Annotated in this window: 9 protein-coding genes; 2 read left to right on the top strand and 7 right to left on the bottom strand. The window is 53.6% G+C overall.

From position 1 onward, the window contains the following. Nucleotides 1-4: 4 nt before the first annotated feature. The 7 genes from MX657_RS07940 to MX657_RS07910 form a co-directional block, all read right to left on the bottom strand. On the bottom strand, nt 5-2,269 hold the full coding sequence (locus tag MX657_RS07940; RefSeq protein ID WP_346807983.1) for a ComEC family protein: 2,265 nt from the start codon (nt 2,267-2,269) through the stop codon (nt 5-7). 214 nt (nt 2,270-2,483) lie between these two features. After that, nucleotides 2,484-2,771: an integration host factor subunit beta gene (gene ihfB, locus MX657_RS07935; protein WP_008499965.1), complete on the bottom strand. Its 288-nt coding sequence runs from the start codon at nt 2,769-2,771 to the stop codon at nt 2,484-2,486. Between the two features lie 170 nt (nt 2,772-2,941). Next, a complete protein-coding gene (rpsA, locus tag MX657_RS07930; RefSeq protein WP_008499966.1) occupies nt 2,942-4,615 on the bottom strand; it encodes a 30S ribosomal protein S1 in 1,674 nt (557 codons plus the stop codon). Between the two features lie 111 nt (nt 4,616-4,726). Beyond that, complete coding sequence (gene cmk / locus MX657_RS07925) at nt 4,727-5,410, bottom strand: (d)CMP kinase (protein WP_080327697.1); 684 nt, start codon at nt 5,408-5,410, stop codon at nt 4,727-4,729. Nucleotides 5,411-5,595: 185 nt separating this feature from the next. After that, nucleotides 5,596-6,879, bottom strand: coding sequence for a 3-phosphoshikimate 1-carboxyvinyltransferase (gene aroA, locus MX657_RS07920; protein WP_119914964.1), 1,284 nt, complete (start codon nt 6,877-6,879; stop codon nt 5,596-5,598). Nucleotides 6,880-6,948: 69 nt separating this feature from the next. Beyond that, on the bottom strand, nt 6,949-8,037 hold the full coding sequence (gene serC / locus MX657_RS07915) for a 3-phosphoserine/phosphohydroxythreonine transaminase (RefSeq protein WP_346807981.1): 1,089 nt from the start codon (nt 8,035-8,037) through the stop codon (nt 6,949-6,951). Between the two features lie 162 nt (nt 8,038-8,199). Continuing rightward, nucleotides 8,200-8,892, bottom strand: a complete 693-nt coding sequence (locus MX657_RS07910) for a DUF421 domain-containing protein (protein WP_080327700.1) — start codon at nt 8,890-8,892, stop codon at nt 8,200-8,202. A gap of 127 nt (nt 8,893-9,019) precedes the next feature. On the opposite strand from MX657_RS07910, the gene ycaO reads away from it, so the two are divergent. Together ycaO and focA are read left to right on the top strand one after the other, a co-directional pair. Further along, nucleotides 9,020-10,780 (top strand): 30S ribosomal protein S12 methylthiotransferase accessory factor YcaO, encoded by a 1,761-nt coding sequence (ycaO, locus tag MX657_RS07905; RefSeq protein ID WP_217479906.1) that lies wholly within the window; start codon nt 9,020-9,022, stop codon nt 10,778-10,780. A gap of 406 nt (nt 10,781-11,186) precedes the next feature. Next, complete coding sequence (focA, locus tag MX657_RS07900) at nt 11,187-12,044, top strand: formate transporter FocA (protein ID WP_028012564.1); 858 nt, start codon at nt 11,187-11,189, stop codon at nt 12,042-12,044. Nucleotides 12,045-12,053 lie beyond the last annotated feature (9 nt).

The following is a 12,053-nucleotide window of genomic DNA, read 5'->3' as shown; positions in this document are numbered from 1 at the left end:
TATTCTACCCGTTATCTACGGGCGCGCCAAACCACTGATGATACCAGGGCGGTAAAAATTGCTCCCGCACGCGCCGGATTTGCCAGCGATGTTGCGAGAATGTCACTGATATTTGTCCGGCATGGGGGGTATCGTGCCAGATATACCCCTCTTTTCGATAGCGCCGGACCACTTTAGCCGACGGAAATCGCCATGCGTTATAGCGAGCCGCAGAATCCAGAGCAATCTCTCCCTCCACCCGCTGCACCAGCGGCAATGACGAAGAGGTATTGCTGCCATGGTGAGGTACCTGTATGAGGGTGGACCTCAGATGCTGCCAGTAATGGCTAAGCATAGCCTGTTCTGCTTGCGCTTCAATGTCTCCCGTCAGCAGAACGCTCTGCCCACCGTCGTCAATTTTTACTACGCAGGAGTGATTGTTACCCTGAGCCGGATAATTTTCAGGGGGCCAGTGAACGGTGAAGGTTAACCCCTGCCAGCGCCATTTCTGCCCGCGAAAACAGGGGCGATGTTCCGCCTGGCGCAATGGACTTCTCACCCACATCTCAGGCCACGTTTTTTGCAGCGATGCGAGACCTCCCGCGTGATCGAGATGCTCATGGCTGAGAATAACGCCTTCTGGCTGCAGATGATGCCAGCGCAGCCACGGAATGATTAACCGCTGTGCGCTATCCCCACCCGGCCAGGCAAGTCCGGTATCGTAAAGAATGGCTTTTCCCTGCCGTTCAATGACCATTGCCAGCCCCTGCCCCACGTCCAGCATATGGAGCGTCCAGGCGTCGCTTTTCACCGTGCGCCAGAGTGGGAATGTCAGTAAGACACTTCCAGCCAGACAAACGGCAGGGACGGTTTTCCAGGCGCGGAAACGCCAGCCGATGAGGATAAGCCAGGGCAGTAACGTCATGTACTGCCAACGTTGATCAACACTCTGCCAGCCGTCTGGCAGGCGCATCAGCAGCCAGAATAGCCCCGAAAGTGACGTATCTGCTGCATACCAGATGGTGCTTTCCAGCCCCGCCAGCGGCAGCAGATGAAGCAGCATGCCAAGCAAAATCAGCGGTACGCAGACAAACGTTACCAGCGGAACGGCAAAGAGGTTTGCAACCAGAGAGGAAATACTGAAGCCATGGAAAATCAGAACCTGTAGCGGCATGAGAAGTAGCAACATGCCAGCCTGCAGAGAGATCAGGTTCAGCAGCGGACGTATCCGGCGAGCCCACTGCCGGTGGGGAAGAGGCAACCACTGAAACCAGAAAATCAGCGCGGCGACGGCAAATGCAGACAGAAGCAGACTCTGCGAAAGTATGGCTAAGGGATCGCTCACCAGGATCGCCGCGACACAGCAGATCCACACCTGCCAGGGAGACCATTGCCTGACACCGATCCGCAGCGCCGCCAGCACAGCGAGGGCAATCACCGTTCGGAGCGCAGGTGGTTGCAATCCGGTCAGCCAGGCGTAGAAAGCGGCAAAGAACACCCCGACCAGCAGAGGCATGCGCCAGTTAACCCGGTGGCAGGGTAATAAAAACTGGAACCCACGGGCAAGTAACCAGACGATGGAGGCCGCCAGCGCGATATGCAGCCCCGAAATCGCCATCAAATGCAGCGTGCCGGTTTCACGCATCAGGTCTTTTATTTCCCGGGATACATTCAGACGCTCCCCCATCCCCAGCCCGAGAATAACCTCGCTCCAGCGATAAGATGAAAGTCGGTTTTGCAGCGACGTCAGATATTGCGCGCGCAGGCTGCAGCGCCCGTCGACGAGTTCGGCATGGGTGAAGCGTCCGCTTAGCGTCTGATGGCGAGCAATCGCGCTGCGCTGGGAATCATACCCTCCATCATTCAGTTCACCGTGCGCAGGCCTGAGCCTGAGCGTCATCGCCCAGCGCTGACCGGGACACGCTTCCTGCGGCAGATAATTGCCATACAGCGTAACGCCAGTAGAGCCCCACCAGCGTTGACCGTCGACGCGGAGAATGTTTCCCTGATGCTGAGTTGCGCCATCGGTGGCGGTGATCTCTACCTCAGCCTGCACAGCACCGGTGGTTAAATGCTCCATCGGCCAGACGCTCTCCTTCGCGGCCAGAATACCCCACACACAAAATAACAGCGTCATCCCCACATACTTCAGCCGTACGTTTTGGCATGTGGCCAGTGCAACCCCGCCAGCCATCATTATCCACACGGTATAACGCGATGGCAGTTCAGGTAACCAAAGTAATGGGGCTATTGCCAGAATGGCGCATATACCTAAAGCGGGAATTCCCATTGCTACCTCCCTGTTTCAGGGTGGCAGTATGCGGGCAGGTCGAGCGGGGTGTCAGGTGTGAAAAATGCAATCTACAGCAAGCGCTGCAGGGTTTTTAGCGCGTTGCAGCAAACACAACTGAAAATGCGAGACACCTTCAGAATGGTAGCGACGGAGACAAAAAAAGCACCCGCAGGTGCTTTCTTTCGAACCCAGTTTAACCCGCTGGCTAAACTCAGTTACCGTAAATATTGGCGCGATCGCGCAGTTCTTTACCCGGCTTAAAGTGTGGAACGTACTTACCTTCCAGCTCGACTTTATCGCCAGTTTTCGGGTTACGCCCGGTACGTGGAGCACGATAGTGCAGAGAAAAACTACCGAAACCGCGGATTTCAATGCGCTCGCCCTGGGCAAGAGTGGAGGCCATATGCTCCAGCATCTCTTTTACGGCATCTTCCACTGCCTTGGCAGGGATATGCGGTTGCTGACTGGCAAGTCTTTCAATCAACTCTGACTTGGTCATGATTCCTCCGGTTCCTTTCAAACCAATTAGCTTAACAGCTCATTAAACAAGGGCGGCCGTAGCCGCCCTTTGTTATTGATTACAGGACGAATCCTGCAATCTGTCAAGTTTGATCCTCATCCTTCGCGCTGTAAATGCGTTACAGCTCAAATGATGCTGAGAACCTGATATTACTCGCCTTTAGCTGCTTTGAAAGCTTCAGCCATTGCGTTGTTAGAGAAGTTTGCATCTTCCTGTTTGTTAACAGTTGCGATTGCATCTTTCTCATCAGCTTCGTCTTTAGCACGAACAGACAGGCTGATTGCACGGTTCTTACGGTCAACACCGGTGAACTTAGCTTCAACGTCATCGCCTACGTTCAGAACCAGAGTGGCATCTTCAACGCGGTCACGGGAAGCTTCAGAAGCGCGCAGGTAACCTTCAACGCCGTCAGCCAGTTCTACGGTTGCGCCTTTAGCGTCAACTGCAGTCACTTTACCGTTTACGATTGCGCCTTTCTTGTTCAGAGCAACCCAGTTGTTGAACGGATCTTCTGCGAGCTGTTTAACGCCCAGGGAGATACGCTCACGCTCTGCGTCAACCTGCAGAACAACTGCAGCGATTTCGTCGCCTTTTTTGTATTCACGAACTGCTTCTTCGCCTGCAACGTTCCAGGAGATGTCAGACAGGTGAACCAGGCCATCGATGCCGCCGTCCAGGCCGATGAAGATACCGAAGTCAGTGATAGACTTGATTTTACCTTCAACACGGTCGCCCTTGTTGTGGGTTTCCGCGAACTGCTGCCATGGGTTGTTTTTGCACTGCTTCAGGCCCAGGGAGATACGACGACGTTCTTCGTCGATATCCAGAACCATCACTTCCACTACATCACCAACGTTAACAACTTTGGATGGGTGGATGTTTTTGTTGGTCCAGTCCATTTCGGAAACGTGCACCAGGCCTTCAACGCCTTCTTCGATTTCAACGAAGCAGCCGTAGTCGGTCAGGTTGGTTACGCGACCAGTCAGTTTAGTACCTTCTGGGTAACGCTTAGCGATAGCTACCCATGGATCTTCGCCCAGCTGTTTCAGGCCGAGGGATACACGAGTACGCTCGCGGTCGAACTTCAGCACTTTAACAGTGATTTCGTCGCCCACGTTCACGATTTCGCTTGGGTGCTTAACGCGTTTCCACGCCATGTCGGTGATGTGCAGCAGGCCATCAACGCCGCCCAGGTCAACGAATGCGCCGTAGTCAGTGAGGTTCTTAACGATACCTTTGACTTCCATGCCTTCCTGCAGGTTTTCCAGCAGCTGATCGCGTTCTGCGCTGTTTTCGGATTCGATAACGGCACGACGGGAAACAACAACGTTGTTACGCTTCTGGTCCAGCTTGATTACTTTGAACTCAAGCTCTTTGCCTTCGAGGTGCAGGGTGTCACGGACTGGACGAACGTCTACCAGTGAACCTGGCAGGAACGCACGAATACCATTCAGCTCAACAGTGAAGCCACCTTTAACTTTGCCGTTGATAACACCGACCACAGTTTCAGCTTCTTCGTAAGCTTTCTCCAGCGTGATCCATGCTTCGTGACGTTTAGCTTTCTCACGAGACAGCAGGGTTTCGCCGAAGCCGTCTTCTACTGCGTCCAGAGCAACGTCAACTTCGTCACCAACCTGGATTTCCAGCTCGCCCTGGGCGTTTTTGAACTGCTCAGCCGGAATGGCGGACTCAGATTTCAGACCGGCGTCAACCAGTACTACGTCTTTGTCGATAGCAACAACAACACCACGAACGATGGAACCCGGACGGGTTTCGATTTCTTTTAAGGATTCTTCAAACAGTTGAGCAAAAGATTCAGTCATGTTTAATCTTCAGGTTAATATTAACGTCCACCTGGCTCCGTGCCGGATGGGGTTGTTTCACATACCCGCCGTCAATCCATTGCAGCGGGGGTACTGCTAAATCGGTCGCAATTACGCGAGTGCCAGTTTTTGGCGCGCATATTGTAGCGCTTTTTCAATCACTTGCTCAATAGTTAAACTGGTTGAATCCAGAACTAATGCATCTTCTGCAGGAACAAGTGGTGCGACGGCGCGGTTACGATCGCGGTCATCGCGCTCTTTTATCTCGGATAAAAGGCGATCAAAGTTAACACTAAACCCCTTTTCCTGCAACTGAAGCATGCGGCGCTGGGCACGCTCTTCAGAAGAGGCGTCAAGGAAGATTTTTACTGGCGCATCAGGGAAGACCACGGTTCCCATATCGCGTCCGTCAGCTATCAGACCCGGCGCCTCACGGAACGCGCGCTGGCGACGCAGCAGCGCCTCGCGTACGCGTGGGAAAGCCGCTACCTGCGATGCCGCATTCGCAACGTCCTGGGTGCGGATTTCGCCGCTCACGTCTTCCCCTTCCAGGATCACTTCAAGGTTGCCATCGGTGGAAACAAAACGCACATCCAGATGCGCAGCCAGCGGTACCAGCGCCTCTTCAGACGCCACGTCCACATGATGGTGCAGCGCAGCCAGAGCCAGCACGCGATAGATTGCTCCCGAATCTAAAAGATGCCATTGCAATGCTTCCGCCATCGCTTTGCACAGAGTACCTTTCCCTGCGCCACTCGGCCCATCAATGGTGATTACCGGGGCAACTGCCGTCATCTTTTTCTCCTTAAACAAGGCATACCGTTAACATGAACGCCGCGCATTATACGCGTCAACGTGCGCAACTGTTACCTTTGCGTGCAAATTACGGAATGATTGAAGCAGAGTGTAGAAGAAATGAGCGGGAAAGATCGTCAGGAAGCGTAAGGAAATGCCGCATCGGGTGATGCGGCAGAACGTAATCAGGCCAGGGTGCTAATGCGCGCCAGCTGCTCGAAGTAGTCCGGGAAGGTTTTCGCCGTACACTTCGGATCGAGAATGGTCACAGGCGTATCGGACAGCGCCACCAGCGAGAAACACATCGCCATACGGTGATCGTTGTAGGTGCCAATTTCTGCGAACTGCAGCTTTGCCGGCGGCGTGACGCGAATGTAGTCTTCGCCCTCTTCCACCTCAGCACCGACTTTACGCAGCTCGGTTGCCATCGCGAACAGGCGGTCCGTCTCTTTTACGCGCCAGTTATAGATGTTGCGCAGCGTGGTGGTGCCTTCGGCAAACAGCGCCGCCGTGGCAATGGTCATCGCCGCATCCGGGATATGGTTCATGTCCATGTCGATGGCGTTCAGCTCACCGTGCGTACAGGCGATGAAGTCATCGCCCCAGGTGACAACTGCACCCATTTTTTCGAGCACGTCAGCAAAACGAATGTCGCCCTGCACGCTGTTGCGGCCAATGCCGGTCACCTTCACCGTACCGCCTTTAATAGCGCCTGCCGCCAGGAAGTAGGAAGCAGATGAAGCATCACCTTCAACCAGGTAGTTACCCGGAGACTGATACTGCTGCGCACCGCGAACCACGAAGCGCTGATACGCGAGGTTTTCCACCTCCACACCGAAGGTTTTCATCAGATGCAGGGTAATATCAATGTACGGCTTAGACACCAGGTCACCCTTGATAGTGATGACCGTATCCTGCGGTGCCAGCGGTGCAGTCATCAGCAGTGCCGTCAGGAACTGGCTGGAGACGCTGCCGTCAACCTCGACGTTGCCGCCGGTAAAGCCCCCACGCAGACGCAGTGGCGGATAATTTTCCTGCTCCAGATAGTCAATCTGCGCGCCACCCTGACGCAGGGCATCCACCAGGTGACCAATCGGACGCTCTTTCATGCGCGGCTCGCCGGTCAGCACGATGTTGTTGCTCCCCAGACACAGGGCCGCCGCCAGCGGACGCATCGCGGTACCGGCGTTCCCCAGAAACAGCTCAAGTTCTTCACTGGTTTGCAGCGCGCCGCCGTTGCCGGTCACTTCGCAACGGGTACGATCGTCGGAGAGAGTATATTGAACGCCCAACGCTTTCAGCGCATTGAGCATATGGCGCACGTCATCGCTGTCCAGCAGGTTGGTGAGGACGGTGGTGCCGTTTGCCAGAGCTGCCAGCAGCAGAGCGCGGTTCGAGACACTTTTTGAACCAGGCAGATTGATGGTGCCATCTACCCGCGCGATAGGTTGTAACGTCAGGGATTCCATGAAAACTAAACTCTCAACTCAACATAATAAAAACCCCGCAGGGACGCTGCGGGGGTGAAAAACAGCAAATTAACCGTGACGACGTTCGAAGTCGATCATGAAATCCGTCAGGGCTTTAACGCCTTCCAGCGGCATTGCGTTATAAATGGAGGCACGCATGCCGCCAACGACGCGGTGGCCTTTGAGCGCATGCAGGCCTTTCGCGAAGGACTCCTCAAGGAACACTTTGTCCAGGCTGCTGTCCGCCAGCTGGAACGGCACGTTCATACGGGAACGGTTAGCTTTCGCCACATCGTTACGGTAGAAATCGCTCTTGTCGATGACGCCATACAGCAGCTCGGCTTTCTGCTGATTCACCTTGTCCATCTGCGCCACGCCGCCGTTTTGCTTCAGCCATTTGAAGACCAGGCCGGAGAGATACCAGGCAAACGTTGGTGGGGTGTTGAACATAGAATCATTATCGTTCAGCACGGTGTAGTCGAGAATCGACGGGCAGGACTTATGCGCTTTACCCAGCAAATCTTCACGCACGATGACGATCGTCAGGCCCGCAGGACCGATATTTTTCTGCGCGCCCGCATAGATAACACCGTAGCGGCTGACGTCAATGGGTGCAGACAGAATGGTGGAGGAGAAATCCGCGGCAACCACAACGTCTTTGCCGAAGTCTGGCGTCTCGTCGATGGCAATCCCGTCAATGGTTTCGTTCGGGCAGTAGTGAAGATAGGCGGCGTTATCAGAAAGCAGCCACTCGCGCATTGGCTTCACGGCGCGCAGACCGTCAACGGTCACTTTGGCGTCGATAACGTTCGGCGTACAGTATTTGTGCGCTTCTTTTACGGCGCTTGCCGCCCAGTAACCCGCGTCAACGTAGTCAGCCGTCGTTTTGTCGCCAAGGATATTCAGCGGTATGCCAGCAAACTGGCCGCGACCACCGCCATGGCAGAACAATACTTTGTAGTTCGAGGGAATGTTCAGCAGATCGCGAAAATCCTTTTCTGCCTCTTCGGCCACCTGAATAAACTCTTTACCACGGTGGCTGATTTCCATCACCGACGTACCGAGACCGTTCCAGTCACAAAGTTCCTGTTGAGCCTGTTTAAGCACGTCTGCCGGTAACATTGCCGGACCTGAACTGAAATTAAAGACTTGAGCCATTTCCCCTCACCACGCTAAAAGCCATAAGTTATAACTGTGGATATCGGTTTTATCATTCAGTGACACGCGCCGCAATGTCTAAAACTTATGACCGGGGAAATGTGCCCTTCATCACACAAAACAATCTGCCGCCTCGTCGTCACAAAACCGACAAAATCGCTGTCAGACGAGGCGTTTAGCCCGGCTAACCTTCGTCCATTCCGGATTTGCACAACGAGGGCATAATTGATGATCGCCCGCATGCATCCCCACCACATGACTACATTTTATACATGCATACTCCCCGGTTTCAGGTACCACCCTGAACCGTTCTACTAACATATCCGGCAGGATACACAGGCCGGGCTTAACGTCGTCGTCAGCATAGTAATAGACGCTGATTTGCCCGTTGGTTTCCATGATCGCCAGCCGCACCTGCCCGAGCTGTTCAACGCTATTCAGACGCAGCTCCATAAAGAACTCAAACTCGGTCATATTGGCGCTTTGCACATTTTCCCATGCCAGCTGCCCGTCCTTCACAATCACAACCGGCTTCCCTTCCAGAAGATCTTCCAGCTTTTCGCTTTTTGACATCAGCCACATGACCAGACGGTAGAGCAAGGCGAGGGAAACAAAAACGATAAACACCGGTACCATCGGCACGTCATCATAAAAGGCGACATCCCCTGCCGCCGAGCCCAGCGTCAGAATGATCAGCACCTCAAACAGCGACATCTGCCGCACGCCGCGACGGCCGGTAATTTTGAGAAACAGGAAGACGAGTACGAAGGTGTACAGGCTGCGCAGCGCCACTTCACCCAGAAATTCAGGAGGAACTTTATCAAACGCCATCCGCTGGAGATCAAATGCTTTCATTTTTCTATGCCTTAACAGTGAGTTACTGACAGTAAGCATAGCCCAGCCATTTATTTTCGCCGGAGATAGCACCCGTCACGCAAAACCCGTATCATTGCGCGCTTTACGTACGATAAAAGTGAACGCCATGACTCAAACGTTTATCCCCGGCAAAGACGCCGCTCTGGAAGATTCCATCGCTCGCTTCCAGCAGAAACTGACCGACCTGGGCTTTAATATCGAAGAAGCCTCCTGGCTGAACCCGGTGCCTCACGTCTGGTCCGTGCATATCCGCGACAAAGACTGCGCGCTGTGCTTTACCAACGGTAAAGGCGCAACCAAAAAAGCGGCGCTGGCTTCTGCGCTGGGTGAGTATTTTGAGCGTCTGTCCACCAACTATTTCTTCGCCGATTTCTGGCTGGGCGAAACCATCGCCAACGGCCCGTTCGTTCACTATCCGAACGAAAAATGGTTCCCGCTTCCCGAAGACGACGAACTACCGGAAGGCATTCTGGATGCCCGTCTGCGCGCGTTCTACGATCCGGAAAACGAACTGACTGCCAGCATGCTGATCGATCTCCAGTCTGGCAATGAAGAGCGTGGGATCTGCGCCCTGCCGTTCACCCGTCAGTCTGACGAGCAGACCGTGTATATTCCGATGAATATCGTCGGCAACCTGTATGTGTCCAACGGCATGTCCGCTGGTAATACCCGCAATGAAGCGCGCGTGCAGGGTCTATCCGAAGTGTTCGAGCGCCACATTAAAAACCGCATCATCGCTGAATCCATCAGCCTGCCGGAGATCCCGGCAGACGTGCTGGCGCGCTACCCGGGTGTGGTGGAATCCATCGCGAAACTGGAAGCAGAAGGTTTCCCAATCTTTGCGTATGACGGCTCTCTGGGCGGCAAATATCCGGTTATCTGCGTCGTGCTGTTTAACCCGACTAACGGCACCTGCTTCGCCTCCTTCGGCGCGCATCCTGACTTCGGCGTGGCGCTGGAGCGTACCGTGACCGAACTGCTGCAAGGCCGTAGTCTGAAAGATCTCGATGTCTTTACTCCGCCAACCTTTGACGATGAAGAAGTCGCCGAGCACACCAACCTCGAAACCCACTTCATCGACTCCAGCGGTTTGATCTCCTGGGATATGTTTAAGCAGGACGCTGACTATCCGTTCGTGGACTGGAGCTTTGCCGGCACCACAGAAGAAGAGTTCGCCACACTGATGGCAATCTTCAACGCCGAAGATCAGGAAGTCTACATTGCCGACTACGAACACCTGGGCGTTTACGCATGCCGCATCATCGTACCTGGGATGTCCGATATCTACCCGGCGGAAGATCTGTGGCTCGCCAACAACAGCATGGGCGCGCACCTGCGTGAGACTCTACTCTCCCTGCCGGGCAGCGAGTGGGAAAAAGAAGATTATCTCAACCTGATCGCCCAGCTGGACGATGAAGGCCACGATGACTTCACCCGCGTGCGCGAACTGCTGGGTCTGGCGACCGGTAAGGACAACGGCTGGTACACGCTGCGTATCGGTGAGCTGAAAGCGATGCTGGCCCTCGCCGGCGGCGATCTGGATCAGGCCCTGGCCTGGACCGAATGGACCATGGAGTTTAACCAGTCGGTCTTCTCTGCAGAGCGCACCAACTACTATCGCTGCCTGCAAACCCTGCTGCTGCTTGCACAGGAAGACGATCGTGAGCCATTGCAGTATCTGAACGCCTTCGTACGCATGTACGGTGCAGAAGCAGTTGAAGCCGCCAGCGCGGCGCTGAGCGGTGAAGAGCCGTTCTATGGTCTGCAGGCGGTTGATAGCGATCTGAAGGCCTTCCCGGCTCATCAGTCTCTGCTCAACGCCTATGAGAAATTGCAGAAGGCGAAAGCCGCTTACTGGTCAAAATAAGCGCATATAACATTAACGGCTGTAGGCGTATTCAATCGTCTGGGCTATATTACGGGGCAATTTCATTGCCCCTTTTTTTATTTTTTTCGGCAATGATTGTTGATTGTAATAATAAAGTTAAACATGGGTAAATATAATAATATTTAGCCGGGCTTTATTGTTACTTTTTATGGTTAATACTCCATATTAATTAACTGTTTCGAAGGGGGCCGAACGAAAAAATTCAACTCTTTTCATAACTTTTAAAATTTATTTTTATACGGATAATCAAATACTTACTCCGCATTTGTTGTAAAACCATACATACTGCGGGCCTATAAGCCAGGCTAGATATGATCTATATCAATTTCTCTTCTATAATGCTTTGTTAGTATCTCGTCGCCGACTTAATAATGAGAGAGTTAGTGTGAAAGCTGACAACCCTTTTGATCTTTTACTCCCCGCCGCGATGGCAAAAGTTGCCGAAGAAGCGGGTGTCTATAAAGCAACGAAACACCCGATGAAGACGTTCTATCTGGCGATCACGGCCGGTGTGTTCATCTCTATCGCGTTCGTCTTCTACATCACCGCCACCACCGGTACTGCCGGAATGCCTTTCGGCATGGCCAAACTGATTGGCGGCATTTGCTTCTCACTGGGTCTGATTCTCTGCGTCATTTGCGGCGCCGACCTCTTCACCTCAACGGTGCTGATTGTTGTGGCGAAAGCCAGCGGAAGAATTACCTGGGGTCAACTGGCGCGCAACTGGCTTAACGTCTACGTTGGTAACCTGATTGGCTGTCTGCTCTTTGTTCTGTTGATGTGGCTCTCTGGCGAGTATATGACCGCCAACGGTGGCTGGGGGCTTAATGTCCTGCAAACCGCTGACCACAAAATGCACCATACATTTATCGAAGCCGTTGCTCTCGGCATCCTCGCAAACCTGATGGTCTGCCTGGCGGTCTGGATGAGCTACTCTGGTCGTAGCCTGATGGATAAAGCCATGATTATGGTTCTGCCGGTTGCGATGTTTGTTGCCAGCGGCTTTGAGCACAGTATTGCGAATATGTTCATGATCCCAATGGGGATTGTTATCCGCAACTTTGCAAGCCCGGAGTTCTGGACCGCAGTTGGTTCATCCCCGGAAAGTTTCTCACACCTGACTATTATGAATTTCATTACTGATAACCTGATCCCCGTCACTATCGGGAACATTATCGGTGGGGGTCTGTTAGTTGGGTTGACATACTGGGTCATTTACCTGCGTGGCGGCGACCATCATTAATGGTTGTCT

Origin of the sequence: Enterobacter chuandaensis (genome assembly GCF_039718975.1) — a bacterium.
GTDB classification, from domain to species: Bacteria; Pseudomonadota; Gammaproteobacteria; order Enterobacterales; family Enterobacteriaceae; genus Enterobacter; species Enterobacter chuandaensis.
The sequence above is the reverse complement of the archived record's forward strand: the minus strand, read 5'-3'. Positions and strand labels throughout refer to the sequence as shown.

Excerpts from the sequence above, each read along its gene's own strand:
- MX657_RS07940 (WP_346807983.1), bottom strand. The coding sequence starts at position 2,269 with ATGGGAATTCCCGCTTTAGGTATATGCGCCATTCTGGCAATAGCCCCA.
- ihfB (WP_008499965.1), bottom strand. The coding sequence starts at position 2,771 with ATGACCAAGTCAGAGTTGATTGAAAGACTTGCCAGTCAGCAACCGCAT.
- rpsA (WP_008499966.1), bottom strand. The coding sequence starts at position 4,615 with ATGACTGAATCTTTTGCTCAACTGTTTGAAGAATCCTTAAAAGAAATC.
- cmk (WP_080327697.1), bottom strand. The coding sequence starts at position 5,410 with ATGACGGCAGTTGCCCCGGTAATCACCATTGATGGGCCGAGTGGCGCA.
- aroA (WP_119914964.1), bottom strand. The coding sequence starts at position 6,879 with ATGGAATCCCTGACGTTACAACCTATCGCGCGGGTAGATGGCACCATC.
- serC (WP_346807981.1), bottom strand. The coding sequence starts at position 8,037 with ATGGCTCAAGTCTTTAATTTCAGTTCAGGTCCGGCAATGTTACCGGCA.
- MX657_RS07910 (WP_080327700.1), bottom strand. The coding sequence starts at position 8,892 with ATGAAAGCATTTGATCTCCAGCGGATGGCGTTTGATAAAGTTCCTCCT.
- ycaO (WP_217479906.1), top strand. The coding sequence starts at position 9,020 with ATGACTCAAACGTTTATCCCCGGCAAAGACGCCGCTCTGGAAGATTCC.